The organism is Amycolatopsis thailandensis (genome assembly GCF_002234405.1).
GTDB lineage: Bacteria > Actinomycetota > Actinomycetes > Mycobacteriales > Pseudonocardiaceae > Amycolatopsis > Amycolatopsis thailandensis.
This window is the reverse complement of the sequence record NZ_NMQT01000162.1, coordinates 21,804-46,009: the sequence shown is the minus strand read 5'-3', so window position 1 is coordinate 46,009 and position 24,206 is coordinate 21,804. Positions and strand designations below refer to the sequence as shown.

27 protein-coding genes are annotated in these 24,206 nt (G+C 68.1%); 12 read left to right on the top strand and 15 right to left on the bottom strand.

Annotated elements, in window-relative coordinates; genetic code table 11:
- Window positions 1–66: 66 nt before the first annotated feature.
- From qcrB to ctaE, 4 genes are read right to left on the bottom strand one after another with little or no spacing between them, the layout of a single operon-like run.
- On the bottom strand, window positions 67–1,743 hold the full coding sequence (gene qcrB / locus CFP71_RS38010) for a cytochrome bc1 complex cytochrome b subunit (RefSeq protein ID WP_093938737.1): 1,677 nt from the start codon (window positions 1,741–1,743) through the stop codon (window positions 67–69).
- Window positions 1,740–2,873 carry a cytochrome bc1 complex Rieske iron-sulfur subunit gene (gene qcrA, locus CFP71_RS38005; RefSeq protein WP_093938736.1) on the bottom strand — a complete coding sequence of 378 codons (1,134 nt, stop codon included), beginning with the start codon at window positions 2,871–2,873 and terminating at the stop codon, window positions 1,740–1,742. Before qcrA ends, qcrB begins: the two co-directional genes overlap by 4 nt.
- Window positions 2,870–3,688, bottom strand: coding sequence for a cytochrome bc1 complex diheme cytochrome c subunit (gene qcrC / locus CFP71_RS38000; RefSeq protein ID WP_093938735.1), 819 nt, complete (start codon window positions 3,686–3,688; stop codon window positions 2,870–2,872). Before qcrC ends, qcrA begins: the two co-directional genes overlap by 4 nt.
- Window positions 3,689–3,743: 55 nt before the next feature.
- A complete protein-coding gene (gene ctaE, locus CFP71_RS37995) occupies window positions 3,744–4,367 on the bottom strand; it encodes an aa3-type cytochrome oxidase subunit III (protein WP_005164165.1) in 624 nt (207 codons plus the stop codon).
- Window positions 4,368–4,462: 95 nt separating this feature from the next.
- Between ctaE and CFP71_RS37990 the strand changes: the two genes are divergently transcribed.
- From CFP71_RS37990 to trpD, 3 genes are all read left to right on the top strand, one after another.
- Complete coding sequence (locus CFP71_RS37990; RefSeq protein ID WP_093938734.1) at window positions 4,463–4,879, top strand: hypothetical protein; 417 nt, start codon at window positions 4,463–4,465, stop codon at window positions 4,877–4,879.
- A 61-nt stretch (window positions 4,880–4,940) separates the two neighbouring features.
- The gene (locus CFP71_RS37985; protein WP_093938733.1) at window positions 4,941–5,351 is read left to right on the top strand and encodes a hypothetical protein; all 411 of its coding nucleotides are present in this window, start codon (window positions 4,941–4,943) and stop codon (window positions 5,349–5,351) included.
- Window positions 5,352–5,355: 4 nt separating this feature from the next.
- The gene (gene trpD, locus CFP71_RS37980) at window positions 5,356–6,381 is read left to right on the top strand and encodes an anthranilate phosphoribosyltransferase (protein WP_093938732.1); all 1,026 of its coding nucleotides are present in this window, start codon (window positions 5,356–5,358) and stop codon (window positions 6,379–6,381) included.
- 484 nt (window positions 6,382–6,865) lie between these two features.
- Here trpD and CFP71_RS37975 read toward each other — a convergent pair whose 3' ends face one another.
- Window positions 6,866–7,831 (bottom strand): helix-turn-helix domain-containing protein, encoded by a 966-nt coding sequence (locus CFP71_RS37975; protein WP_093938731.1) that lies wholly within the window; start codon window positions 7,829–7,831, stop codon window positions 6,866–6,868.
- Between the two features lie 52 nt (window positions 7,832–7,883).
- Between CFP71_RS37975 and CFP71_RS37970 the strand changes: the two genes are divergently transcribed.
- Window positions 7,884–8,279: a cupin domain-containing protein gene (locus CFP71_RS37970; protein ID WP_093938730.1), complete on the top strand. Its 396-nt coding sequence runs from the start codon at window positions 7,884–7,886 to the stop codon at window positions 8,277–8,279.
- On the opposite strand, the gene CFP71_RS37965 is transcribed toward CFP71_RS37970, so the two are convergent.
- Complete coding sequence (locus CFP71_RS37965) at window positions 8,276–9,238, bottom strand: GlxA family transcriptional regulator (RefSeq protein ID WP_093938729.1); 963 nt, start codon at window positions 9,236–9,238, stop codon at window positions 8,276–8,278. The genes CFP71_RS37970 and CFP71_RS37965 overlap by 4 nt on opposite strands.
- A gap of 82 nt (window positions 9,239–9,320) precedes the next feature.
- Between CFP71_RS37965 and CFP71_RS37960 the strand changes: the two genes are divergently transcribed.
- Window positions 9,321–10,208 (top strand): DMT family transporter, encoded by an 888-nt coding sequence (locus CFP71_RS37960; RefSeq protein ID WP_167406417.1) that lies wholly within the window; start codon window positions 9,321–9,323, stop codon window positions 10,206–10,208.
- 64 nt (window positions 10,209–10,272) lie between these two features.
- Here CFP71_RS37960 and CFP71_RS37955 read toward each other — a convergent pair whose 3' ends face one another.
- Together CFP71_RS37955 and ctaC are read right to left on the bottom strand one after the other, a co-directional pair.
- A complete protein-coding gene (locus CFP71_RS37955) occupies window positions 10,273–10,692 on the bottom strand; it encodes a cytochrome c oxidase subunit 4 (protein WP_093938727.1) in 420 nt (139 codons plus the stop codon).
- Between the two features lie 40 nt (window positions 10,693–10,732).
- The gene (gene ctaC, locus CFP71_RS37950) at window positions 10,733–11,671 is read right to left on the bottom strand and encodes an aa3-type cytochrome oxidase subunit II (protein WP_167406416.1); all 939 of its coding nucleotides are present in this window, start codon (window positions 11,669–11,671) and stop codon (window positions 10,733–10,735) included.
- 194 nt (window positions 11,672–11,865) lie between these two features.
- On the opposite strand from ctaC, the gene asnB reads away from it, so the two are divergent.
- Both asnB and CFP71_RS37940 read left to right on the top strand, forming a co-directional pair.
- Window positions 11,866–13,800 carry an asparagine synthase (glutamine-hydrolyzing) gene (gene asnB, locus CFP71_RS37945; protein ID WP_093938726.1) on the top strand — a complete coding sequence of 645 codons (1,935 nt, stop codon included), beginning with the start codon at window positions 11,866–11,868 and terminating at the stop codon, window positions 13,798–13,800.
- Window positions 13,801–14,018: 218 nt separating this feature from the next.
- Window positions 14,019–14,678, top strand: a complete 660-nt coding sequence (locus CFP71_RS37940) for an alpha/beta fold hydrolase (protein ID WP_093938725.1) — start codon at window positions 14,019–14,021, stop codon at window positions 14,676–14,678.
- Between the two features lie 65 nt (window positions 14,679–14,743).
- Here the strand turns inward: CFP71_RS37940 and CFP71_RS37935 are convergent, their stop codons facing one another.
- The gene (locus tag CFP71_RS37935) at window positions 14,744–15,733 is read right to left on the bottom strand and encodes a carbohydrate kinase family protein (RefSeq protein ID WP_093938724.1); all 990 of its coding nucleotides are present in this window, start codon (window positions 15,731–15,733) and stop codon (window positions 14,744–14,746) included.
- 141 nt (window positions 15,734–15,874) lie between these two features.
- On the opposite strand from CFP71_RS37935, the gene CFP71_RS37930 reads away from it, so the two are divergent.
- On the top strand, window positions 15,875–16,063 hold the full coding sequence (locus tag CFP71_RS37930; protein ID WP_005164196.1) for a hypothetical protein: 189 nt from the start codon (window positions 15,875–15,877) through the stop codon (window positions 16,061–16,063).
- A gap of 87 nt (window positions 16,064–16,150) precedes the next feature.
- Here CFP71_RS37930 and CFP71_RS37925 read toward each other — a convergent pair whose 3' ends face one another.
- Complete coding sequence (locus CFP71_RS37925) at window positions 16,151–16,528, bottom strand: HesB/IscA family protein (RefSeq protein WP_005164197.1); 378 nt, start codon at window positions 16,526–16,528, stop codon at window positions 16,151–16,153.
- Window positions 16,529–16,671: 143 nt separating this feature from the next.
- Here CFP71_RS37925 and CFP71_RS37920 point away from each other — a divergent pair, with 143 nt between their 5' ends.
- Both CFP71_RS37920 and CFP71_RS37915 read left to right on the top strand, forming a co-directional pair.
- The gene (locus tag CFP71_RS37920; protein ID WP_093938723.1) at window positions 16,672–17,328 is read left to right on the top strand and encodes a DUF3043 domain-containing protein; all 657 of its coding nucleotides are present in this window, start codon (window positions 16,672–16,674) and stop codon (window positions 17,326–17,328) included.
- A 55-nt stretch (window positions 17,329–17,383) separates the two neighbouring features.
- Window positions 17,384–18,373: an aldo/keto reductase family protein gene (locus CFP71_RS37915; protein WP_093938722.1), complete on the top strand. Its 990-nt coding sequence runs from the start codon at window positions 17,384–17,386 to the stop codon at window positions 18,371–18,373.
- A 79-nt stretch (window positions 18,374–18,452) separates the two neighbouring features.
- Here the strand turns inward: CFP71_RS37915 and CFP71_RS37910 are convergent, their stop codons facing one another.
- From CFP71_RS37910 to CFP71_RS37900, 3 genes are read right to left on the bottom strand one after another with little or no spacing between them, the layout of a single operon-like run.
- Window positions 18,453–18,680, bottom strand: coding sequence for a hypothetical protein (locus tag CFP71_RS37910; RefSeq protein ID WP_039795309.1), 228 nt, complete (start codon window positions 18,678–18,680; stop codon window positions 18,453–18,455).
- Window positions 18,673–19,524 carry a phosphoribosylaminoimidazolesuccinocarboxamide synthase gene (locus CFP71_RS37905; protein WP_093938721.1) on the bottom strand — a complete coding sequence of 284 codons (852 nt, stop codon included), beginning with the start codon at window positions 19,522–19,524 and terminating at the stop codon, window positions 18,673–18,675. The genes CFP71_RS37910 and CFP71_RS37905 overlap by 8 nt, the downstream gene beginning before the upstream one ends.
- On the bottom strand, window positions 19,521–20,270 hold the full coding sequence (locus CFP71_RS37900) for a GntR family transcriptional regulator (protein ID WP_093938720.1): 750 nt from the start codon (window positions 20,268–20,270) through the stop codon (window positions 19,521–19,523). The genes CFP71_RS37905 and CFP71_RS37900 overlap by 4 nt, the downstream gene beginning before the upstream one ends.
- Window positions 20,271–20,440: 170 nt before the next feature.
- Between CFP71_RS37900 and CFP71_RS37895 the strand changes: the two genes are divergently transcribed.
- A complete protein-coding gene (locus CFP71_RS37895; protein ID WP_093938719.1) occupies window positions 20,441–20,848 on the top strand; it encodes a hypothetical protein in 408 nt (135 codons plus the stop codon).
- Here the strand turns inward: CFP71_RS37895 and CFP71_RS37890 are convergent.
- Complete coding sequence (locus tag CFP71_RS37890) at window positions 20,845–21,513, bottom strand: IspD/TarI family cytidylyltransferase (protein WP_093938718.1); 669 nt, start codon at window positions 21,511–21,513, stop codon at window positions 20,845–20,847. The genes CFP71_RS37895 and CFP71_RS37890 overlap by 4 nt on opposite strands.
- 93 nt (window positions 21,514–21,606) lie before the next feature.
- Between CFP71_RS37890 and cobT the strand changes: the two genes are divergently transcribed.
- On the top strand, window positions 21,607–22,683 hold the full coding sequence (cobT, locus tag CFP71_RS37885) for a nicotinate-nucleotide--dimethylbenzimidazole phosphoribosyltransferase (RefSeq protein ID WP_093938717.1): 1,077 nt from the start codon (window positions 21,607–21,609) through the stop codon (window positions 22,681–22,683).
- A gap of 309 nt (window positions 22,684–22,992) precedes the next feature.
- Here cobT and CFP71_RS37880 read toward each other — a convergent pair whose 3' ends face one another.
- A complete protein-coding gene (locus tag CFP71_RS37880) occupies window positions 22,993–24,096 on the bottom strand; it encodes a branched-chain amino acid aminotransferase (RefSeq protein ID WP_093938716.1) in 1,104 nt (367 codons plus the stop codon).
- Window positions 24,097–24,206: the final 110 nt, after the last annotated feature.

Below are 24,206 nucleotides of genomic sequence, written 5' to 3'. Positions count from 1 at the left end.
GTACTTGAAGGCCCCCTTCCTTGCGCCTGGCGCAAGGAAGGGGGCCTTCACGTACTTCTTGTCGAGCTAGTGCCCGGAGGTGATCTCCTTGCGCTCCTGCGAGGGCTCACCGCCGATGTCGTCGACCTTGCCGTTGCCGTTGGAGCCGTGCCCGTTGGCCCGGGCGCGCTCCAGCGCGATGGTCTCCTCGACCGGGTCCGGCGACCAGGTCGAACCGGCGACGGCGTGACCGGCCGAGCCGAGCTTGTTCATCTTCTTCGGGACCGACGCGCCCTGGTACTCGAGCGGCAGCGGGTGACCGTGGTCGTCCACCGGGCCGAGCGGCTGGTGGATCTCGATGAACTCACCGTGCGGCAGGCGCTTGATGATGCCGGTCTCGACACCGTGCTCCAGCACCTCGCGGTCGGCCCGCTGGAGACCCAGGCAGATCCGGTAGGTGATGTAGTACGCGATCGGCGGCAGCAGCAGCACGCCGATCCGGCCCGCCCACGTCGTCGCGTTCAGCGAGATGTCGAAGGCGAACGCGATGATGTCGTTGAAGCCCGACAGCATGATGACCGCGAAGAACGTCAGGGCCATGATGCCGAGCGAGGTCCGGACCGGGACGTCGCGCGGACGCTGCAGCAGGTTGTGGTGCGCGGTGTCCTTGGACAGCTTTCGCTCGATCCAGGGATACATCACCAGCAAGCCGATCAGCAGCGGCATCCCGACAGCGCCGGGGAAGAACACCGCCGGGACCGTGTAGTTCCCGAGGTAGAGCTCCCACGCGGGCCAGATCCGCAGCATGCCGTCGGCCCAGGCCATGTACCAGTCGGGCTGGGAACCGGCCGAGACCTGCGCCGCGTTGTACGGGCCGATGTTCCAGATCGGGTTGATCTGGAAGAGCCCCGACATCAGCGCGATGATGCCCGTGACCAGCGCGAAGAACGCGCCGCCCTTGAGCGCGAACACCGGCATGATGCGGACGCCGACGACGTTGGTCTCCTTGCGGCGCACGCCCGGGAACTGCGTGTGCTTCTGGTACCAGACCAGCGCGAGGTGCGCGGCCACCAGGCCGAGCATGATGCCCGGCAGCAGCAGGATGTGGATCGTGTACAGGCGCGGGATGATCTCGTTGCCCGGGAACTCCCCGCCGAACAGCGCCCAGTGGATCCAGGTGCCCATGACCGGCACCGAGAGCACGATGCCCGACAGGGTCGCGCGGATACCGGTACCGGAGAGCAGGTCGTCCGGCAGCGAGTAACCGAAGAAGCCTTCGAACATGCCCAGGACCAGCAGCAGCGCGCCGATGACCCAGTTCGCCTCACGCGGGCGCCGGAACGCGCCGGTGAAGAAGATCCGGAACATGTGCACCATCATCGAAGCCACGAAGATCAGCGCGGCCCAGTGGTGCAGCTGGCGGACGAACAGACCGCCGCGGACGTCGAACGAGATGTCCAGCGTGGTCGCGAAGGCCCGCGACATCTCGACGCCCTGCAGGCCGGTGTAGCTGCCGTTGTAGACGACCTCCTCCATGGAGGGGTCGAAGAACAGCGTGAGGTACACACCCGACAGCAGGAGGATGAGGAAGCTGTAGAGCGCGATCTCGCCGAGCAGGAACGACCAGTGGGTCGGGAACACCTTGTTGATCTGGTGCCGCATGCCCTTGGCCAGGTGATACCGGTCGTCGGCCCACTTCGCACCAGCGCCCACGGCCTTCTCGGCCGGGTTCGTCCCCTTGGTCGGGGTGGTGAGTGAACTCATGACTTACGCTCCCAAAAAGCCGGTCCGACGGCCTCGTTGAAGTCTCCGCGCGCGACCAGGTAGCCGTCCTTGTTCACTGTAATCGGCAATTGGGCCAGCGGCCGGGTAGCCGGTCCGAAAATCGGCTTGGCGTAGTGGAGCGCGTCGAACTGCGACTGGTGGCAAGGGCAGAGGATGCGGTTGGTCCGCTGCTCGTACAGGGAGGTCGGGCAGCCGACGTGGCTGCAGATCTTCGTGTACGCGTAGTAGTCGCCGAAGTTGTAATCCTCCTGGTTCGCCCGCTTGACGACCTTCGCGGCGTCGGTCGGGCGGAGGCGGATCAGCATGACCGGGTTGTCGACGCGCTTGAAGGCGGCCGACAGCGCGTGCTCGTCCTCCCGCTCGGACTCACGGAACGGGAACACCGTCTCCATGGCGCCCGCGTCGAGGTCCTCGACCCTGACCAGGGAAACCTCGTGCGGTCGGCCGGTGTTGCGGCGCAGGAAGACCTCTTCGTCCGGGAAGTTCTTCTTCCAGCCCGAGTGCCACAGCGAGTCGCGGTTCTCGGTGTCCTTCCACGGGTCCTTGATGAAGGACGCGACCGGCAGCGCCGCGACGGCGAGGCCGAGCACACCGGCGCCGGCGCCCGCGGACCGCTTGATCATCGAACGGCGCGCGATGGTGCTGTCGTTGCCCGAGTGGGCCAGCTGGGCGACGATGGTGGCCTTGTCGACCTCCTTGGAACCGCCGTCCCCGCGCTCCTGCACCGCGACCTCGGCCGGGATGAACTTCTTGGTGTAGAGGATCACCCCGATACCGAGGCTGAGCACGGCGAGCCCGAGGGAGACCCCGAGCAGCGGCGTGTACAGCGTGTACTTGGTGTAACCGGTCGTACCCGGCTCCTTGTACTCGAACCAGTGCGGCCACGCGATGAGGACCACGAACGCGAGGCCGGACAGCGCGGCCAGCACGAACCAGAGGGCGACAGTGCGCTCGGCGCGCTTCTCCGCCCGTGTCCCCTCGACCGGCCACGGCTTCGGGTACTCCACGATCTCGACCCCGTCGAGCGCGGTACCCAGCTTGACGAGCTGGTCGCGATCCATGTCCGCCAATTCCGCCTCTGTCGGCGGCTTCGGCCCTTCGGCGCTCATGCCTTCGATCCAATCCACAACGTCACGCCGATCAGCGCGGCGATCCCGACGATCCACGCGATCGCGCCCTCCGAGGCCGGGCCAAGACCGCCGAGCGAGCTACCGCCGGGTGCGTTGTTCCCGTGACTCACGGACTTCACGAACGCGATGATGTCCTTCTTCTCCTCCGGCGACAGCTGCCGGTCGGAGAACTTGGGCATGTTCTGCGGCCCGGTGAGCATCGCGGTGTAGATCTGCTCTTCCGTGGCCGGGTCCAGGTTCGGGGCGAACTTGCCCGACGAGAGCGCGCCGCCGCGGCCGGTGAAGCCGTGGCAGGAGGCGCAGTTGAGGCGGAAGAGTTCGCTGCCGCGCGCGACGTCCTCGCCGCGCAGCGCGTCACCCTTCTCGGCGGGACGCTGCGCGCCGCCACCGTTGGCCTGGATGTAGGCGCCCAGGGCGTTGATCTCGGCCTCGGACAGCTTCGGCGGCTTCCGCTGCGCCTGGGCTTCCTGGCGGACCGCCGGCATGCGGCCGGTCGAGGTCTGGAAGTACACGGCCGCGTCGCCGATGCCGATGAGGCTCGGGCCACGGTCGGTGACGCCTTCGAGCTTCGGCCCGTGACATTCGATACACGTGTTGTTGTAGAGCTTCTCGCCCTCACGCAGGAGGGCGGACTCGCCCTGCGCCTGCGCGGTCTGCGGCTCCGGCGCGAAAACGGCGTACAGCCCGCCCACGCTCAGGAGCGCGATCCCGAGCGCCAGCACGCCGGCGAACCGCCTGCGTGCCTTCGACCGCTTGCGGAAGCGGCGCTCCGTGTCGTTCTTGCTGGAGGTCATCTTGCGGCAACCCTTGCTGTCAGTTCAGGCCGATAGGTCGTGGTGGCGGCTTCGTTCACGGAAGGATGTAGATCACCGCGAACAGGCCCACCCACACGATGTCGACGAAGTGCCAGTAGTACGACACGACGATCGCCGAGGTGGCCTGGGCCGGGGTGAACTTGCTCAGCTTGGTGCGGATGAGCAGGTACACGAACGCGATGAGCCCGCCGATGACGTGCAGGCCGTGGAACCCGGTCGCGAGGAAGAAGACCGTGCCGAACGGGCCGGACGGGATCGTCATCCCCTCGTCGATCAGGTGGAGGTACTCGTAACCCTGGCCGCCGACGAAGATCGCGCCCATGATCAACGTGATGATGTACCAGCGACGCAAGCCGAAGACGTCACCCTTTTCGGCGGCGAACACGCCGAACTGGCAAGTGAACGAGGACGCCACGAGGATCACCGTGAACGGGATCGCCAGGGCGACGTTCAACTCGAAGGGCTCACCGTGCAGGGGCGGCGGCCACTGGCCGGTCGCGTTCTGCGCCTTCACGGTGAAGAACATGGCGAACAGTCCGGCGAAGAACATCAGTTCGCTGGACAGCCACACGATGGTGCCGACACTGACCATGTTCGGCCGGTTCAGCGAGTGGACCCGCTGGCTGATGGTGGGAGCTGCCGTTGTCACGCGTCGCATTATGTCCTCTCACGCACGGGGCCCGCCGGGTGGGTCCACGGCAAGTCGCGTGCGTGTCGGGTCACATCTGAACGAAAGTGGGAACAGGGCTACTCATGGGTTTACTAGATCGGCTTCGTGACCTGGTCAAGAAGCCGAAGATCCCAGGTCTGACCGTCGACACGCCCGGCGTGGAGATCGTCGCGGAGGCCTTCGATCCCGCCGAGGCGGATTCTTCGGTGCTCGCGAGATCACCCGCTTGGGTCGCCGAAGCGCCGGCGATCCTGCGCCACCACTTGAAACTTCCGCCCGAAAAGGTGGCGGAGGCGGCCTCGATCCTCGCCCAGGACGGCTGGGAGCTGCGGGAACAGGGGCCGGACGGCGATCTCACGCTGGCGCACGCCCTGCGCGTCCAGACCCTCGACGCGCTGCACTGCGCGCAGGAAAGGTCGCGGATGGCGGGGCTCGCGCAGCGGCTCGGCGGGGATTCGGTGGGCTGGGACGCGCTCCAGCCGTCGGGGGCGCCCACGTGATGTCGGTCATGGCGGATAACATCGCGGGGTCGACATGACTAGACGAGGCGGAGGCGCGCTCATGGGCGAGCAGGCGATGCGGATCCTGGTGTTCAGCCACAAGGCGGAGGTGCGCGAGGCGATCATCAACGCCGTCGGCCGCAGGCCCGCCGCCGACCTCGGCCGGGTGGACTACACCGAGGCGTCCGGCATCTCCGAGGTGCTCGTCGAGATGGACGCGGGCAACGTGGACCTGGCCATCCTCGACGGCGAGGCGCAGCCGACCGGCGGCATCGGGCTGACCCGCCAGCTGAAGAACGAGATCGAGGATTGCCCGCCGATCGTGGTCGCGGTGCGGCGCAAGGACGACCGCTGGCTCGCGACCTGGTCGCAGGCCGACGCGGTGCTGGTCCACCCGCTCGACCCGCTGACCGCCGCCGAGACCGTCGCCGACGTGCTGCGCGCCCGGCGGGTGCCAGTCGTGCACGGCTGAACCGGTGACAGCCAAGACTTGGCCGTTCCTGCTCAACCAGCTCATCGCGCGCGCGGATCTGTCCGAGGAGGACACCGCGTGGGCGATGGACCAGATCATGAGCGGGGCGGCGACGCCCTCCCAGATCGCCGGGTTCGCCGTCGCGCTGCGCGCGAAGGGTGAGACACCGGCGGAGATCTCCGGGATGGCCGACGCCATGCTGGCGCACGCCAAACGGGTGACCATCGACAGGCCGTCGGTGGACATCGTCGGCACCGGCGGCGACCGGTCCAATTCGGTCAACATCTCCACCATGGCCACGGTGGTGACGGCCGCGGCCGGTGCCCCGGTGGCCAAGCACGGCAACCGGAGCGCGTCGTCGAAGTCCGGCGCGGCCGACGTGCTGGAGGAGCTGGGCGTCACCATCGACCTGCCGCCCGAGACGGTCCAGCGCAGCGTGAACGAACTGGGCATCGGCTTCTGCTTCGCGCCGAAGTTCCACCCCGCGCTGCGCCACGCCGGCCCGACGCGCGGCGAGCTCGGCGTGCCGACGACGTTCAACCTGCTGGGCCCGCTCACCAACCCCGCGCAACCGCGCAGTTCGCTGATCGGCTGCGCGTACGAGGACAAGACGCGCGTGCTGGCCGAAGTGTTCGCGCGGCGCGGGATGACCGTGCTGCTCGTGCGAGGTGACGACGGGCTCGACGAGATCACCACCACGACCACCAGTTCGGTGTGGGTGGTCTCCGGCGGCGAGATCACCGAGCGGAGCTTCGACCCCTCGTCCCTGGGCATCGCCAGGGCGACCGCGGACGACCTGCGCGGCGGCGACGCGGCGCACAACGCCGAGGTATTCCGTCAGGTGATGAACGGGAAGACCGGGCCCGTGCGGGACGCTGTCCTGCTCAACTCGGCGGCCGCGCTGGCGGCTTTCGCCGGGTTCACGGGGTCGCTGGAAGACGATCTCGCGGCTGGACTCACGCGGGCGGCTTCGGCCATCGATTCGGGTGCGGCGGCCGATCTGCTGAACCGGTGGATCGCCTTCGCCTGACGCTCCGTCTCGCCGTTCGCCCTTGTTCCCGCTCGCGCCGCCCTCGTTCCCGCTCGCCCGGCCCTTGTTCCCGCTCGCCCGGCCCTTGTTCCCGCTCGCGCCGCCCTCGTTCCCGAGAGTGTCATGAGGGGTCCCCATGGGACATTTTTCGTCCCATGGGGACCCCTCATGACATCCGGCGCGGCCCCAGAGTGTCATGAAAGGGTCATTCAGGACGTTTTTCGTCTTGAACGCCCCTTTCATGACACCCCGCGACCGCCTGCGCGCCCGTACGGACGCCGCCCCTCCAGAGAGCGCTATGAAAGGTCCTTTCCTTGCAAATTTTGCAAGGAAAGGACCTTTCATAGCGTCCGGGAGCAGCACGGAAGCCGGCGAAGACACCTCCCGGCGCAGCACTCACGACCTGCAATGAAAGGCCCCTTCATAGCAAATTTTGCAATGAAGGGGCCTTTCATTGCACCGAGTCGACACCACCACCAACCGCCTACGAAGCGGTACTGAACCGCGCCCGGTAAGCCGTAGGCGTCAGTCCCGTAGCCCGCCGCAGCTGGGCCCGCAGGTTCGCCGCGGTACCGAACCCCGAAGCCCGCGCCACCAGGTCCAGCCGCTGCTCCCCGCGCTCGATCAGCCGGCACGCCAGCGCGATCCGTTCCGTGGTGAGCCACGCCAGCGGCGTCGTCCCGAGTTCGGCGCGGAAACGCCGGTGCAGCGTCGCCTGGCTGGCCGCCGCCCGTGTGGCGAGGTCGGCGACGGTGAGCGGCCGGTCCAGTCGTTCCCGCGCCCATTCGAGCACCGGCGCCAGCGAGGTGTCCGGTACCGGCGGCAGCGGCCGCTCGACGAACTGCCGCTGGCCGCCGTCGCGGTGTCCGGCGAACACGAGCCGCCTGCTCACCGCGTTGGCGATCTCGGCACCGTGGTCGCGGCTGATCAGGTGCAGCCCCAGGTCGAGGGCGGCGGCGCTGCCCGCCGCGGTCAGGACGTCGCCGTCGTCGACGAACAGCACGTCGGGCTCCAGGAGCACCTTCGGATACAACTCGTTGAAGAGCCCGGCCCATTTCCAATGCGTCGTCGCCCGCCGTCCGTCCAGAACACCCGCCTGCGCGAGCGTGAAGGCGCCGGTGCAGAAGCTCACCAGCCGGGCACCTCGCGCGGCGGCGGCGCGGATGGCCCTCAGCACCGAGTCCCGGGCCGGGCTCTCCGGGTCGGGCCGGTTGGGCACGATCACCGTGTCGGCGGTCTCCACGGCGTCGAGCCCGGCGACCCCGCTGAGGGTGAACATCCCCAGGTGCATCCGCACGGACGGCTCGGCGGCGCACAGGGTGAAGCCGTACCAGGGCCGGTCCAGTTCCGGCCGCCGCAGCCCGAAGAGCTCGGTCGCGACGCCCATTTCGAAGGGGTTCGACCCTTCGTCGACCAACACGGCGACCTCGTGCGAGGAATCATGCGACATATGCGATTCCTAGCACTCACTCCGTGGCCGGTCCAGTGGCCATGATCGGGACATGAGCAAGAAACCGATCGATCTGGAGACCGCGCTGGCCGGGTTCGACGAGATCTGGAGCCCGCGGATCGTCGCCCACGTCAACGACTACGACGTCCGTCTCGCCAAGGTCGCGGGCGAGCACGTCTGGCACGTCCACGAGAACACCGACGAGTTCTTCCTCGTCCTCGACGGCAGCCTGGACATCGCGTTGCGCGAAGAGGCGGGCGAACGGGTCGTCACGCTGCCGCGCGGCTCGGTGTTCGTCGTCCCGCGCGGCACTTTTCACAAACCGTCCTCAGTGGACGGTGCGTCGCTACTGCTGTTCGAGCCCACCGGAACGCTCTCCGTCGGCGACGAGCACGACGAGGTCCCCGACCATGTCCAGGTCACCGTCGGCCAGGAGATCTCCTTCTAGCCAACGGAAAACGTCCTGCGGTAGGCGCTCGGGCTGGTTCCCCGCAGCTTGCCGAACTGATGCCGCAGCGCTGCCGCGGAGGCGTATCCGCACGCGACAGCGATGTCCTCAATGGACAGTCGTCCCTCTTCGAGCAGCGACTGCGCGCGATCGAGGCGGCGTTCGGTGAGCCACCGGTGCGGGGTCGTCCCGGTGGCCGCCGAGAACCGGCGCAGGAACGTGCGCTCCCCCAAACCGCTTCGACGGGCGAGCTCGGCGACGGTGAACGGCTGATCCAGCCGTCGTTCGATCCATTCCAGCGCTTCGGCGAGCACGGTGTCGTCCGGCGCGGCGGTCTCCGGAACAGGCGCCTGGACGAACTGCGCCTGCCCGCCGACCCGGTGCGGCGCCGCGACCATCCGCCTGGCCAGCGTGGTGGCCGCGGCGACACCGCGCAGCTCGCGCACCAGATGCAGGCAAAGGTCGACGGCGGCGACGGTTCCCGCGCTGGTGAGAATCCCGCCGTCGTCGACGTACAACGCCTTCGGATCGACCTTCGCCGCCGGGAAACGCGACCGGAACTCCTGCTCGTAGACCCAGTGGACGGTGCAGTTACGCCCGTCGAGAAGGCCCGCGTAGCCGAGTGAGAAGACGCCGGCACAGAAGCCCGCGACCCAGGCGCCCCGGCTCGCCGCGTCGCGCAGGACCTCGATGACCGGTTCCGGCGGGGGCGCGCTGCGCGGCGCGCACGTCGGGACGATCAGCAGCTCCGCGGACGCCGCGAAATCCAGGCCCTCCAACCCGTCGAGCCCGAAACCGGACCAGCTCAGGACGTTGTCGCCACCCGGTGAGCAGACCGCGAAATCCCAGCCCTCGATGCCGTCGGCACTGCGATCGGTGCCGAAGACCTCGCACGCGACACCGAGTTCGAACGGCGAGACGTGGTCGGCGAGCACCACCGCGACCTTCTTCACATCCATCCGGGCAGTGTGTCACAAGTTTTGCGGTCGATGTCATCTCTGACACTGGTCGTGCGCGGGCGTGAAGGCGAAAGTGATGCCCATGAACAAGAACAACCCCCTGCTCCAGTGGACGGCCGCGATGGCGCTGTCCGGCACGATCGGCGCCGTCGTCCTGGAAAGCGGCGCCGACGCGCCCGCCGTGGCGTTCGCGAGGAGCCTCGTCGGCGGCCTGCTGCTCTTGGTGTGGAGCGCCGCGCGCGGCTGGCTCCGCCCCTGGACGCTCACCCGCCGCGACCTGCTGCTCGCCGTCCTCGGCGGACTGTTCCTGGTCGGGAACTGGGTGCTGCTCTTCGCCTCGTACGCGCTGTCGTCGATCTCGGTCAGCACCGTCGTCTACCACACGCAACCGCTGATGCTGGTCGGTCTCGCCGCGGCGTTCCTCGGCGAGAAAATGGCGAAGAGCCAGCTGGTCCGGGCACTGATCGCGTTCGGCGGCGTGACGCTCATCTCCCTGTCCGCGCACGGCGCCGACGGCGAACCCGTGCGGCTGGAAGGCATCGCGCTCGCCCTCGGCGCGGCCGCGCTCTATGCCGGCGCCTCATTCGTCGCGAAGCAGCTCAAACACCTGCGCCCGCACGTCCTGGCGGCCGTCCAGCTGGTGACCGGCACGATCGTGCTCGCCCCCGCGCTGCTCGTCACGCCGCTGCCCACGGACACCTCGGGGCTGCTGTGGCTGGTCCTGCTGGGGACGGTCCACACCGCGCTGATGTACGTCCTGATGTACGCGAGCATCGGGAAGCTGCCGACCACGACGGTGGCGCTGCTGTCCTACATCTACCCCGTGGTCGCCGTGGTGGTGGACGTCCTCGCCTACGGGCACCGGCCGACCTGGCCGGAGGGCCTGGGGATGCTGGCCGTCCTGGCCGCCGCCCTGGCGCCGAAGCGCACACCGGCACCCCAACCCGAACCCCAGCCCGCCCGCGTTTAGTCCTCTGAACGCGAAAAGCGGCGCCCGGTCCGAAGACCAAGGCGCCGCTTCCGGCGTCAAAACGTCAGTCGTGGTTCGGGCCGGTGTGGTACTCGAACACCAGCCCGCCGATGGCGACGATCACCAGGCCCAGCGCGATGATCAGCAGCCAGATGTGGAAGAACGCGAGGGCGACACCGGTCAGCGCGGCGGCCGCCGCGAGAGCGATCGGCCAGTAGCTGCCCGGGCTGAAGAAGCCCAGCTCACCGGCACCGTCGCTGATCTCGGCGTCTTCCCGGTCCTCCGGCCGCGGCTCGATGCGCCGCGCCACGAACTGCAGGTAGCTCCCGGCCAGGAAGGCCAGGCCACCGGTGAGGATCAGGGCCACCACACCGACCGGCTCGACGCCGTCGCGGGTCATCGTTCCGGTCATGTACGCGTAGATACCCGCGACGATGACGGAGAAGACCGCGACGAGGAAGAAAATCCGTCCTTCGACCTTCATGGACGTTGCCTCACTCCTGTTTCGGGCTCGAACAGCCGGGTCAGTTGGACGCGACCCGCGCGGTGCGGTCGGTGTTGAACGGGGTGGTGGTGACGGCGTAGGGCGCGCACAGGTCGCCACAGTTCATCGCCGTCAGCGCCTCGGAAGCCGTGTTCGGCTTGCCGCTCTTCGGGTTCACCGTGCCGCGGAGCTGGATGTACTGCGCGTACTTGTCCGGCGACAGGGCCCTGACCTCGAAGTTCATCCCCGAGTGGTAGGTGCCGCACAGTTCGGCGCAGCGGCCGACGAACGAACCTTCCTTGTCGATCGAGTTCTGGAAGGTGAAGTCCTGGTTGTTCTTCTCCGGGTCCGGCATGACGTCCCGCTTGAAGTGGAACTCCGGCACCCAGAACGAGTGGATGACGTCGGCCGACCGCAGGTTGTACTGGATCGTCTTGTTCGTCGGCAGGACGAGCAGCGGGATCTCGGTCGAGCTGCCGACCGTGGTGATCTCGGGGTCGTCGTGGTTCTTGGAGTCGCTCTTGTACTTGAACTCCCAGTTCCACTGGAACGCGACGATGTCGACCGTGACGTCCGGGTTCTCCGTCTCGGCGAGCACGCGGTTCTCGGTGGTCGCGGTGAAGAAGAACAGCACGCAGACCATGATCGTCGGGACGACGACCGTGAAGATCTCCAGCGGGATGTTGTACTGGAACTGGCGGGGCAGTTCCTCTTCAACGCCGTCGGCGGTCTTCTTCTTGCGGTGGAAGATCGCGGTCCAGAAGATCAGCGCCCAGACGATGACACCGACGACCAGCGCGGCGACGACCGTCCACGTCCACAGGGTGCGCATGTCGTGCGCCTGCGGGGTCACCCCGACCGGCCAGCCGAAGCGGAGGATCTCGTCCCCGGAACAGCCCGTCGCGGTCAGCATCACCAGCGCGGCGAGCGCTGCGATGCGACCAGCCCGCTTAACCGGGATGCGCTCTGGATTTCCCACTGCGCCTTGCCCTTTCACCCAGAGCCTCCTAGACCGATCTTTGTGACAGGGCGGAGCCTAGCCGAGTTGTGGCGCCGCGCTGACTAAGGGGTAACCACAACACGCGTATCCCCCACCACATCCGGGTGTACGTACACCCGGGCATACTGGGCCCTTCTCCCCCGCTCGGCCAACAAGAGGTGTGTGAACTAGACGTGTGCGGCCTGCTTGGACTGATCTGTTCGACCGAAGCCGACGCTGCGAGCGCCCGTGACGCCGTCGACGCGGCCATGCGCTGCCAGCGGCACCGCGGCCCCGACGAGCACGACACCTGGGCCGACGCCGAGGTGGTCTACGGCTTCAACCGGCTCGCCTTCATCGACGTCGACCACGCCCACCAGCCGCTGATCTGGGGTCCGCCGGAGGCGCCCGAGCGCTACACGCTGAACTTCAACGGCGAGATCTACAACTACAAAGAACTGCGCGACGAACTGGCCGCCGAGCACGGTGCGAAATTCGCCACAGAGGGTGACGGCGAGGCGATCGTCGCGGCGTACCACTACCTCGGCGACGACGCGGTGAAGAAGCTGCGCGGCATGTTCGCCTTCATGATCTGGGACTCCCAGGAGAAGGTCGTCTTCGGCGCGCGCGACCCGTTCGGCATCAAGCCGCTGTTCTACTCGGCGGGCCCCGGCAAGATCGCCTTCTCCAGCGAGAAGAAGAGCCTGCTGGAGCTCTCCGGCGTGCTCGGCGTCGAGGACGAGCTGGACAAGACGGCGCTGCAGCACTACCTGGTCCTGCAGTACGTGCCGGAGCCCGAGTCGATGCACACCGGCGTCCGCCGCGTCGAGTCCGGCACGTCGTTCCGGGTGGTCCCGGGCGGGAACGTCGAGTTCACCCGCTACTTCCACCCGCAGTTCAACGCGAAGCCGGTCAACAACCAGGCCGAGGCCGACGAACTGTACGAGCGCATCGCCGATGTGATGCGCGACTCCGTCGGCAAGCACATGATCTCCGACCCGGACGTCACCGTCGGTGCGTTCCTCTCCGGCGGCATCGACTCCACCGCGACCGCGACGCTGGCCAAGGAGCACAACCCGAACCTGATCGCGTTCACCACCGGGTTCGAGCGCGAGGGCTACTCCGAGGTCGACGTCGCCGCCGAATCGGCCGCCGCGATCGGCGTGAAGCACGTGGTCCGCACGGTTTCCGCGGACGAGATGATGGAAGCGCTGCCGCTCATCGTCTGGTACCTCGACGACCCGGTGGCCGACCCGGCGCTCGTGCCGCTGTGGTTCATCGCCCGCGAAGCGCGCAAGCACGTCAAGGCGGTGCTGTCCGGCGAAGGCGCCGACGAGCTCTTCTGCGGCTACACGATCTACAACGAGCCGATCTCGCTGGCGCCGTTCGAGAAGATCCCGGGCGGGATGCGGAAGATCATCGGCAAGGTCTCCACGAAGATCCCCGAGGGCACCCGCGGCAAGGACCTGCTGCGGCGCGGGGCGCTGCCGCTGGAGGACCGCTACTACGGCAACGCGCGCAACTTCCGCGACGACCAGCTCCGCAAGGTGCTGCGCACGTACGAGGAAGGCATCGGCTTCAAGGACGTCACCGCGCCCTGGTACAAGATCTCGGAGAACTGGGACCCGGTCGCGCGGATGCAGCACGTCGACCTCTACACCTGGCTGCGCGGCGACATCCTGGTCAAGGCCGACAAGGTGACCATGGCGAACTCGCTGGAACTGCGCGTGCCGTTCCTCGACGCCGAGGTGTTCAAGGTCGCCTCGACCATCCCGCTCGACCAGAAGCTCGCGCACGGCACCACGAAGTACGCGCTGCGCCAGGCGCTGGCGAAGATCATCCCGGGGCACGTGCTGAACCGGCGCAAGCTCGGCTTCCCGGTGCCGATCCGGCTCTGGCTGCGCAACGAGATGTACGACTGGGCCAAGGGCATCATCTCGGACTCGCAGACCGACGCGCTGCTCGACAAGAAGGCCGTCCTGGCGCTGCTCGACGAGCACAAGGCCGGGCAGCTCGACCGCAGCCGCCAGCTGTGGGCACTGCTGGTGTTCATGCTGTGGCACGGGATCTTCGTCGAGAACCGCATCAAGCCCGAGATCCCGGAACCCGTCTACCCGGTGAAACTCTAGGTCGTGTCCGGCGAGTCGGTTCGATGGGCTCCGTGATCCAGGTGGTTCCTGACGGTGCGGCCGGTTCGGACTCGTACCGGGTTGTACTCGACCGGACCGGCCGTGCCGTCAGGGGCCGCCTGGGCGCGGAGACCGCGGACTGACTCGCCGGACACGGCCTAGTCACGACTCGACATGCTGGCCTTCACCGTTCACGCGGTGGAGGCCAGCATGGACCGATGGACTTCGTCCTCGTGCACGGCACGACGCAGAGCCCGGCGGGCTGGGACCGGGTGGCCAAGTTGCTCAGGGCCGCCGGGCACCGCGCGATCGCGGTGGACCTGCTGACCCCGGCCGATCTGCCCGTCGAGGGCTACGCGCAGCACGCGCGGGACCAGTACGACGGCGAGCGGCCGGTCGTGGTGGCGCATTCCGGAGCCGGGGTCCTGCTCCCGGCGATCGCCGAGGCGCTCGACGCGCGGGCGATGGTGTGGGTGGCCGCCTACATCCCCGATTTCGCCGGTGGCCGGCGCTTGCGCGACGAGGTCCTGACCGTGTTCGCCCCGGAGTGGATCGGCGTGGACCCGACCGCGGATCCCGCGAAGGCGTCGGAGTTCCTGTTCCACGATTGCGATCCCGAGACCGAACATCTGGCGTTGGACAGCCTGCGGCTGTTCAGCCCCGCCGTGCTCGCCGCCCATCCCGCCGGGCCGGCGCCGGAGATCCCGTCGACGGTGATCATCCCCACGCGTGACCGCACGCTGAAACCGGAGTGGATGCGCCAGGCCGCCAGGGAACGGCTCGGCGTCGGCGCGATCGAGATCGACGCCGGGCACTGCCCGCACATGTCCCGCCCGGCCGAGGTCGCCGCCATCCTGACCGGACACGGCACGGCGTAAGTCCGTGAAGGCCTCCTTGAGGGACTCTGGGTCCCTCAAGGAGGCCTTCACGGACTTACCAAGGCTTAAGCAGGCAGGATCGCCGCGATCTCTTCGGCCGACTCCGGACCGAAGGCCTCCTTCAGGCGGCCCAGCACGTCGGCGCGGTCGAAGGACCACTCCTGCGTGCCCACGGTCTCCAGCACCAGCACGGCGATCAGCGAGCCCAGCTGCGCCGAACGCTCCAGGCTCAGCCCGCCGTCGATCCCGGCGATGAACCCGGCGCGGAAACCGTCGCCGACGCCGGTCGGGTCGACCTTGCCGCGTTCCGGGACGGCGCCGATCTGCAGCGCGAGACCGTCCTTGCCGATGATCTCGACGCCCTTTTCCCCGAGCGTGGTGATCCGCATGCCGACGCGGTCGAGGACGTCGGCCTCGGTCCAGCCGGTCTTCTGGAGCAGCAGTTCCCATTCGTAGTCGTTGCTGAACAGGTACTTCGCGCCGTCGACGAAGGCGCGCACCTGCTCGCCGTCCATCCGCGCGAGCTGCTGCGAGGGGTCCACGGCGAAGGTGTAGCCGCGCTGGCGGCACTCCTCGGCGTGCCGGACCATGCCTTCGGGGTCGTCCGGGCTGATCAGCACGAGCGACAGCTCGCCGGCGTGCGCGGCGACCGGCGCCAGTTCGATGTTGCGGGATTCGGCCATCGCCCCGGCGTAGAAGGTGGCGATCTGGCAGAGGTCCTCGTCGGTGGTGCAGACGAAGCGCGCGGTGTGCGCGACCTCGGAGACCAGCACGCCGGCGGTGTCGACGCCGTGCCGTTCGAGCCACGAGCGGTAGTCGGCGAAGTCGGAGCCCACCGCGCCGACCAGGATCGGGCTCTTGCCGAGCACGCCGAGCCCGAAGGCGATGTTGGCGCCGATCCCGCCCCGCCGGACGACGAGGTCGTCGGCCAGGAAGCTCAGGGACACGCGGTGCAGCTGCTCGGCGATGAGCTGCTCGGCGAACCTGCCCGGGAAGTGCATGAGATGGTCGGTTGCGATACTGCCGGATACTGCGATCCTGGCGCTGTCTGCCACCGGTTCTCCTTGATCGGTCGGCCTCGCGAAAGCGAGGACGGCTAAGTTACCCGCAGGTCATGCCCCATACGGGTTGCTTCAGGCACGGCCATCAACACTACCGGTTGGTAGTGGTGTCCTACTGGAACACGAGTCATTAACTTGTCGTTCGTGACCACTCCCGCGTATCACCTCGAACCGGAATCGATCGGCGAACTCATCGCCGACTGTGCCGGCATCCCGTCGTCCCTCCAGGCCGAGAACCTGCCCCTGCCCCGGCAGATCGCTCCGCCCTGGACCGTGGACGAGCGGTGTCTCGCCCAGGTCGCCGATCTGGACGCCTACGTCTGATCCCGCCGCGATGTGACGCACCACGGGCATGAAGAAGGGCCGCGACCTGGGTGAGGTTCGCGGCCCTTCCTCGTGCCTCGACGCGGATCAGTGGAAGCTGTCGCCGCAGGCGCAGCTGCCGGTCGCGTTGGGGTTGTCGATCGTGAAGCCCTGCTTCTCGATCGAGTCGACGAAGTCGATCACGGCGCTCGACACGTACGGCGCGCTCATCCGGTCGACGGCCACGCGAAGCCCGTCGAAGTCACGGAACAGGTCACCGTCGAGCGTGCGCTCGTCGAAGAACAGCTGGTAGCGCAGGCCCGCGCACCCACCGGGCTGGACGGCGATGCGCAGGTGCATGTCGTCGCGGCCCTCCTGCTCGAGCAGGGCCTTCGCCTTGACGGCGGCGGCGTCGGTCAAGGTGACGCCGTGCGTCTCCTCGGCGGTCTCGGCCTGAGCTGCGGCTGCCTGCTCAGCGGTCGTCATGGTTCTCCCTCTGGTCGAACTCGCTGCGGGTACTCGTCTTGCACATGGTCCAACACGTCGGAGTCCCGATCTGTTCCCCTCCATGGTGACATATCGCTCGGCCTGGTGCGTGGCACCGTGACGCCTGCAACTACCCTGGTGAGGTGAGGTTCCTGCGCCGTAGCACCACAGACTCCGCCACGACGGACACCGAGACGCCCGACAGCGAGGCCGTCGAGGTCCAGGCCAAGGCGTATACGCCCGGCAAGGGCAAGGCCACGCCCAAGCGGCGTGAGGCCGAGGCCAAGCGCCGCGGCCCGGTGGCGCCCCCGCCCACCACCATGCGCGAGGCGATGAAGCGCAACAAGGAACTGCGCAAGTCCGCGAAGTCCGACCCGGAGTACAAGGCGAAGCAGCGCAACGCCGCCAAGGAACGCCGCGAGCGGATGATGGCGGGTGAGGACAAGTACCTGCTCCCCCGTGACCGCGGCCCGGTCAAGGCCTACATCCGCGACCTGGTCGACTCGCGGCGCAACCTGCTCGGGCTGTTCATGCCGCTGGCGATCCTGGTGTTCGTCGCGCTGATCCTCCCGTACCCGGAGGTGCAGCGGTACGCGACGCTGCTGTGCACCGTGATGCTGCTCGGCATGATCGTCGAGGGCGTGCTCAGCGGGCGCCGGATCGCGAAGATGGTCCGGCTCAAGTTCCCCAACGAGGCCGTCAAGGGCACCTCCGTCGGCTGGTACTCCTTCATCCGCGCGAGCCAGATCCGCAAGCTGCGCGTCCCCAAGCCGCGGGTCAGCCCCGGCGACAAGGTCTGAGCAGGCGAAACCCAGGTCGTTAGCGTGGCTAACGGCCTGGGGTAGAGTCGCGCTCATGGAGTTTCGACGCCTCGGCCGCAGCGGCCTCAATGTCAGTGAGATCTCGTACGGCAACTGGCTCACCCACGGGTCCCAGGTGGAAGAGGACCAGGCCCAGGCCTGCATCAAGGCGGCGCTCGACGTCGGCATCACCACGTTCGACACCGCCGACGTCTACGCGAACACCGCCGCCGAATCGGTGCTCGGCCGCGGCCTGAAGGGCCTGCGCCGCGAAAGCCTGGAGATCTTCACCAAGGTCTACTGGCCGACCGGCCCCAAGGGCCCCAACGACAAGGGCCTCGGCCGCAAGCACATCATCGAGTCGGCGAACGCCTCGCTCAAGCGGCTCGGCACCGACTACGTCGACCTCTACCAGGCGCACCGGTTCGACCGGACCGTCCCGCTCGAAGAGACGTTCCTCGCCTTCGCCGACCTCGTCCGCCAGGGCAAGGTGCTCTATGTCGGCGTCTCCGAATGGAACGCCGAGCAGATCACGCAGGGCGCGGCGATCGCGCGTGAGCTGAAGGTGCCCCTGATCTCGAACCAGCCGCAGTACAGCGCGCTGTGGCGGGTCATCGAGGCGCAGGTCATCCCGGCCTCCGAGCGTGAAGGGCTCAGCCAGATCGTCTGGTCCCCGATCGCGCAGGGTGTGCTCACCGGCAAGTACAAGCCCGGCCAGGCGCTGCCCGAGGGCTCCCGCGCGACGGACGAGAAGGGCGGCGCCAACATGGTCGCCCGCTTCCTCGCCGACGACGTCCTCGAGCGCGTCCAGCGGCTTCAGCCGCTCGCGGACAAGGCGGGCCTGACGATGGCCCAGCTCGCCGTGGCGTGGGTGCTGCAGAACCCGAACGTCGCCTCGGCGATCATCGGCGCTTCGAGGCCGGAGCAAGTGCACGAGAACGTGAAGGCGGCCGGTGTGAAGCTGGACGCGGATCTGCTCGCCGCGATCGACGAGGCCCTCGACGGCGTCGCCGAGACCGACCCCACCCTCACCCGCTCGCCCTGATCCCCCTGAACGCATTTAGTCGACTAATTGCGGATGCTTTTCCCGCAATTAGTCGACTAAATGCGACGTTCGCCTTGCGTCAGTCGCCGTGCACCCGTGACTGGTACGCGATCTGACCATCGAGGTCGAGGGCGTCACCCGGAGCGCGCAACGGGTCGATTCCCAGGCCCCGCAACAACCTGCTCGCGCCGGCGACGCGGTCGCCCGTCCGGCCGTCGAGCCGCTCCGGCCGGTGGCCCCGCTGGATCAGCAGGCCCTCGACGTCGTCTATCAACCGGTACGGGTCGTAGACCTGCTGTTCAGGCATGGTCGCCGCCCGATACCCAGGTCTTCCCGGTGATCCTTTCGTAGACCTCGGTGTAGCGCTTGCGGGTCGCTTCGACGATCTCGTCCGGGATGGCGGGGCCGGGTGGCGTCTTGTCCCAGCCGGTGGTGGTGGACCAGTCGCGGACGAACTGCTTGTCGAACGCGTGCTGCGTGCGGCCCGGCTCGTAGTCGTCGGCGGGCCAGAACCGCGACGAGTCCGACGTGAGGACCTCATCCCCGAGCGTCAGCACGCCGTCGGCGTCGAACCCGAACTCGATCTTGGTGTCGGCGATGATGATGCCGTTCTTCGCCGCGTGCTCCGCGCCCTTGGTGTAGACCTCGAGCGTCAGGTCCCGGATGCGGTCCGCGGTCTCCTGGCCGATCTCGTTCACGACGTCGGCGAAGGTCATGAACTCGTCGTGACCGGTGTCGGAGATCTTCGTGGTGGGCGTGAAGATCGGCTCGGGCAGCTTGTCCGCCTCGACCAGACCGGCGGGCAGTTCGACGCCGGAAACCTTGCCGTCACGCCGGTATTCGCGCATGCCGAGACCGGTGAGGTAGCCGCGCGCGATGCATTCGACCTGGATCATCTTCAGTGGCTTGCAGCGTGTGGCGCGACCGGCGAATTCCGCGGGGACGTCGGTCGTGGAAATGACGTGGTTCGGCACCACGTCGGCCATCTTTTCGAACCACCAGGCGGAAAGCTGGTTCAGCAGCGCGCCCTTGTCCGGGATCGGGGTCGGCAGCGAGACGTCGTAGACCGAAACGCGATCCGACGCGACGAGCAGAATGTCGCCGTCGATTTCGTAAAGGTCCCGGACCTTACCCGCGTGAATGTGCTTCATGCCCCGTCCTCGATGTTGTATTCGTAGAAAATCCAATGGTCCGGCAACGCCGCCGATTCGCCGTACTCGAGTACGTCTCCCTCGGCGGACAAGAACCTGTTACGGCTCAACAAAATCGCCGAACCTTCGGCCACGCCGAGTTCCTTCGCCTCCTCGGCACCCGCCAGCCCCGCGGCGTGCTGAGAATGGGTCGACGTCAGAACCCGTCCTGTCCGGTCCGCAACATATTTGACCGTTCCTTCGACGATCCGCACCGGCTCGAACAGCAAGGGCGCCTTCGACGCGACAGTGCCGTCGAACCACGAAACGGACGTCGACACCGGCACGTCCTGGCCCGCGTACGTGGTCCGCCGCCGCCGTATCGCGGGAGAACCCTGGTCGATCCCCAGGGCGCCCGCCACCCGCTCCGGCGCCGGGACGAGCCCGGCCTCACGGATTTTCGCGTAGTGGCCCGGCGGATAGACCTTGCCGGTTCGCGCGATCGAGATCGTCCGATCGTGCGCGGAGCGGTGCAGCGCCCTGGTCTGCACCACTGTCCCGATCCCGCGAACCGCGCGGACCAGACCTTCCGCCCGGAGCGTGGAGAGCACCTTCATCGCCGTCGCCATCGCGACGTTCCAGTTCCTGGCGATCTCCCGTGCGGACGGGACCGCGTCGCCTTCCTTGAGCCTGCCCGAAACGATGTCGTCGCGAATGTTTCCCGCGATCTGGAGATACGGCGGTTCAGGTCGGTCGACGGCGGGCAAGGTGACTCCTCACAAGGTCGCGCGGTGCGCACAAGCGTTCTAGCACACCAATGGGCGAGCACCAAGGATCCTGCTCACACCCCATTATTACGTACTAGTACACATTCTGGACGGTGCTCTAGTACACCTGTTACTCTCCGCAGAGTTCCCGAAACCCGTTGGGGGGCTCGATGAACCATCTGAGCATCGACGAACTGCTCGAAGAGCTTCGAAGACGCCGGTGGGTCGTCTACATCTTCGGCCCCCGCGAGGAGCCGGAGGTCTGTGCCGCGGTGTTCCAGTGGGACACCTGCGCCGATGTCCTCGTCCTCCGCGGCGAGGAACGGGCGAGCGCCTTCCGGGTCACCACAGTCCCCGACACGGACGTCTTCCGCCCGGCGCTGGTCTCGTGGCAGTACCACTCGACGGCCGACTGGACCCTGCGCGCGGTGCTCACCATCCCGCCCCCCGGCGACGCCGCCGCGCCGATCCAGTTGCTGCAACCACATCCGGACTGCGTCATCCCGATGGAGGCGCGCCAACCGGTCACCATCCTGCCCGCCAACGGAGCCAAGGCCGACAACCAGGGAGATCCCTAACCGCGGCCGATCACCTGCTCGGCGACAACGAGGTCGTGCGGGTAGGTGATCTTGAGGTTCTCCGCGCTGCCCGGAACCCACCGCACCGGCAGCGCGGAGAACCTTTCCATGCACGAAGACGTGTCCGTGCCGACGAAACCCTCGCGCTCCGCCGTTTCGTACGCCTCCAGCAACGGGGCCGCACGGAAACCCTGCGGCGTCTGCACCCGGATCGCTCCCGGCAGCGCGCCGGAAACGGTGTCGCCGTCGACCCGCACGATGTCGTCGGCCGCGACCCCGGGCACCGCTCCCCCGTGCAGCCGCGTGTCCGCGAGGACGTCCGCGATCAGGTCCGGGGTGACGAGCGGACGGGCCGCGTCGTGCAGCAGCACCGCGTCGATCTCGCCGCTCTCGATGCGGGAAGTCAAGTGGCGCAAGGCGTTCAGCTCCGAACCCTGACGTGTCGCGCCACCGTGGACGAGTTCGACCTCACCCGGATGCGCGGCGAGCACCTCGCGCGCGAGTTCGGTGTCCTGCGGCCGGATGACCAGCACGAGCACGTCGATACCGGGCACCCGGGCGAAGGCGTCGAGCGACCACGCGACGACCCGTTTGCCCGCCACCGGCAGATAGACCTTGTTGAGCTTGGCGCCGACCCGGGTACCCGCTCCGCTCGCGAGCACCACCCCGGCGGCCTTCGTCTGAGCCACAGGCAACTCTGACACAGGCGGGTGGGTAGGTTGGGCGCGGCCACCGAAGCGATCCGAAGGGGCAGGGCGTTGACCGACGAAATCCTCGAGTTCTCCGAAGTCGAGCAGCCTGATGAACACGCGCGCTCGGCGGCGATCGCCTTGCACTCGAAACTGATCAAACCCGCGGGCTCGCTGGGCAGGCTCGAAGAACTGGGCGTATGGGTCGCGGCCTGCCAGGGCCAGTCGCCACCGCGCCCGTTCACCCGACCCCGGGTCTTGGTGTTCGCCGGGGACCACGGCATCGCCGCGAAGGGTGTCTCGGCCTATCCGGGCGAGGTCACCGCGCAACTCGTCGGCAGCATGCTGACCGGAGGCGCCGCCATCAACGTGCTGGCGGCTTCGGCGGGCGCGAGTGTCCGGGTGGTCGACATGGCCGTCGACAGCGACGCCCCCGCCACACGGTCGATCGGCGAGTTCAAGGTGCGGCGCGGATCCGGCTCCATCGACGTCGAAGACGCGCTCACCGACGACGAGGCGCGTGCCGCTCTCCTCGCGGGCAGGACGATCGCCGACGCCGAAGTCGACGGCGGGGCCGACCTGCTCATCGCGGGCGATCTCGGGATCGGGAACAGTACCCCGGCCTCCGTGCTGGTCGCGGCGCTGACCGGCAGCGAACCGGTGGCCGTCGTCGGCCGCGGTTCGGGGATCGACGACAACGCCTGGATGCGCAAGGCCGCGGCGGTCCGGGACGCGCTGCGGCGGGCGCGGACCGTGCTGTCCGACCCGGTCGCGCTGCTGCGGACGTCCGCCGGCGCCGACATCGCCGCGATGGCGGGCTTCCTCGCGCAGTCCTCGCTCCGGAAGACGCCGGTGATCCTGGACGGTCTGGTCGCGTCCGCGGCCGCGCTGGTCGCCGAGGAACTCGTCCCGGGCGCGCGGCAGTGGTGGACCGCGGGCCAGCGCGGCGGCGAACCCGCGCACGCGCTGGCGCTGGAGCACCTCGATCTGGAGCCGATCCTGGATCTGGACGTGCGCCTCGGCGAGGGCACGGGCGCTGTCGCGGCGCTACCGCTGGTGTTCATGGCGACCCGGGTGCTCGCGGAGATGGCGACGCACGAGCAGGCCGGGGTAAGCGGGCCGCTGATCGAGGCCCCCGCTTCCTGACGCGCCGGGATGTCGTGTTGGCACCGCCCAGCGTCCTGGGGTGCCTGCCGGATGTGGCCGGCAGTCGATCGGCAAGTCCGTGAAGGCCTCCTTACCTACCCTGAAGGTAGTGAAGGAGGCCTTCACGGAATCCGCGATCGTCACAGGTGCACCAGCAGTCACAGCAGTAACAGCGGCGGTGCCGAAAGACCCCGTCGCTCGGCACCGCTGAGGGAACTCGCCCCAGTACGTGAAGGCCCCTTCATTGCGCCTAGCGCAATGAAGGGGCCTTCACGTACTTCAAGCGACCGAAGCTCGGTGACGCCTGGCTCAGCCCAGCGGGTACATCCAGCCTTCCGGAGCGGGCCGGGTGCCCTCCTGGATCCCGGTCAGCGCGCCGCGCAGCTTCATCGTCAGCTCACCCGGCTGCCCGCCGGCGACGGAGAACTCGCCACCCGCGTGCTTCACGTGCCCGACCGGCGTGATGACCGCCGCGGTCCCGCAGGCGAACACCTCGGTCAGCTCGCCCGAGGCCGCCGCCTTCTCCCACTCGTCGGTGGAGACGCGCCGCTCCTCGACCTGGTGCCCGAACGACTTCGCCAGCTCCAGCAGCGACTTGCGGGTCACGCCGGGCAGCAGCGAGCCGGTCAGCTCCGGGGTCACGACGCGGGCCTCGTCACCGGAACCGAAGACGAAGAACAGGTTCATCCCGCCCATCTCCTCGACCCAGCGCCGCTCGACCGCGTCGAGCCACACGACCTGGTCACAGCCCTTCTCCACGGCCTGCGCCTGCGCCAGGAACGACGCCGCGTAGTTGCCGGCGCACTTCGCCTCGCCGGTGCCGCCGGGGACCGCCCGCACGTACTCGGTCGAGAGCCACACCTTGACCGGCTTGACGCCACCCGAGAAGTACGAGCCCGCGGGCGAGCCGATCAGCGCGTAGAGGTACTCGTTCGCGGGCCGGTTGACGCCGAGCCCGGCTTCGGTGGAGATCATGAACGGCCGCAGGTACAGCGACTCGCCCGGCTTCGTCGGCACCCAGCGGCTGTCGACCGCGATGAGCTCGCGGATCGAGTCGAGGAAGACCTCGACCGGCAGCTGCGGCATGGCGAGGCGCTCGGCCGAGTTGCGGAACCGGATCGCGTTCGCGTCGGGCCGGAACGCCGCGATCGTGCCGTCGGGCTGGCGGTAGGCTTTGAGCCCCTCGAAGATCGCCTGGCCGTAGTGCAGCACGGAGGTCGCCGGGTCGAGCGTCAGCGGCGCGTACGGTCCGACGGTCGCGTCGTGCCAGCCCTTCTCGGCGCTCCACTTCACGGTCACCATGTGATCGGTGAAATGCAGCCCGAAACCGGGTGCGGCCAATACGTCCGCGACGCGTTCCGGGCTCGCGGGGCTCGGGTGCGGGAGGTGGGTGAACTGCGTCGAGGTCGTCATGTGTAGACGATAACGCTTGGTCGGACCCACGTTAGTCGGACGTCCGCATATCTTTACCCCCGTCGAACTGTCCGCTAGGACGAACACGTGAGGCCTCGCGCCCCTAGAAT

Excerpts from the sequence above, each read along its gene's own strand:
- qcrB (WP_093938737.1), bottom strand. The coding sequence starts at position 1,743 with ATGAGTTCACTCACCACCCCGACCAAGGGGACGAACCCGGCCGAGAAG.
- qcrA (WP_093938736.1), bottom strand. The coding sequence starts at position 2,873 with ATGAGCGCCGAAGGGCCGAAGCCGCCGACAGAGGCGGAATTGGCGGAC.
- qcrC (WP_093938735.1), bottom strand. The coding sequence starts at position 3,688 with ATGACCTCCAGCAAGAACGACACGGAGCGCCGCTTCCGCAAGCGGTCG.
- ctaE (WP_005164165.1), bottom strand. The coding sequence starts at position 4,367 with ATGCGACGCGTGACAACGGCAGCTCCCACCATCAGCCAGCGGGTCCAC.
- CFP71_RS37990 (WP_093938734.1), top strand. The coding sequence starts at position 4,463 with ATGGGTTTACTAGATCGGCTTCGTGACCTGGTCAAGAAGCCGAAGATC.
- CFP71_RS37985 (WP_093938733.1), top strand. The coding sequence starts at position 4,941 with ATGGGCGAGCAGGCGATGCGGATCCTGGTGTTCAGCCACAAGGCGGAG.
- CFP71_RS37975 (WP_093938731.1), bottom strand. The coding sequence starts at position 7,831 with ATGTCGCATGATTCCTCGCACGAGGTCGCCGTGTTGGTCGACGAAGGG.
- CFP71_RS37970 (WP_093938730.1), top strand. The coding sequence starts at position 7,884 with ATGAGCAAGAAACCGATCGATCTGGAGACCGCGCTGGCCGGGTTCGAC.
- CFP71_RS37965 (WP_093938729.1), bottom strand. The coding sequence starts at position 9,238 with ATGGATGTGAAGAAGGTCGCGGTGGTGCTCGCCGACCACGTCTCGCCG.
- CFP71_RS37960 (WP_167406417.1), top strand. The coding sequence starts at position 9,321 with ATGAACAAGAACAACCCCCTGCTCCAGTGGACGGCCGCGATGGCGCTG.
- CFP71_RS37955 (WP_093938727.1), bottom strand. The coding sequence starts at position 10,692 with ATGAAGGTCGAAGGACGGATTTTCTTCCTCGTCGCGGTCTTCTCCGTC.
- CFP71_RS37940 (WP_093938725.1), top strand. The coding sequence starts at position 14,019 with ATGGACTTCGTCCTCGTGCACGGCACGACGCAGAGCCCGGCGGGCTGG.
- CFP71_RS37925 (WP_005164197.1), bottom strand. The coding sequence starts at position 16,528 with ATGACGACCGCTGAGCAGGCAGCCGCAGCTCAGGCCGAGACCGCCGAG.
- CFP71_RS37915 (WP_093938722.1), top strand. The coding sequence starts at position 17,384 with ATGGAGTTTCGACGCCTCGGCCGCAGCGGCCTCAATGTCAGTGAGATC.
- CFP71_RS37910 (WP_039795309.1), bottom strand. The coding sequence starts at position 18,680 with ATGCCTGAACAGCAGGTCTACGACCCGTACCGGTTGATAGACGACGTC.
- CFP71_RS37905 (WP_093938721.1), bottom strand. The coding sequence starts at position 19,524 with ATGAAGCACATTCACGCGGGTAAGGTCCGGGACCTTTACGAAATCGAC.
- CFP71_RS37895 (WP_093938719.1), top strand. The coding sequence starts at position 20,441 with ATGAACCATCTGAGCATCGACGAACTGCTCGAAGAGCTTCGAAGACGC.
- CFP71_RS37880 (WP_093938716.1), bottom strand. The coding sequence starts at position 24,096 with ATGACGACCTCGACGCAGTTCACCCACCTCCCGCACCCGAGCCCCGCG.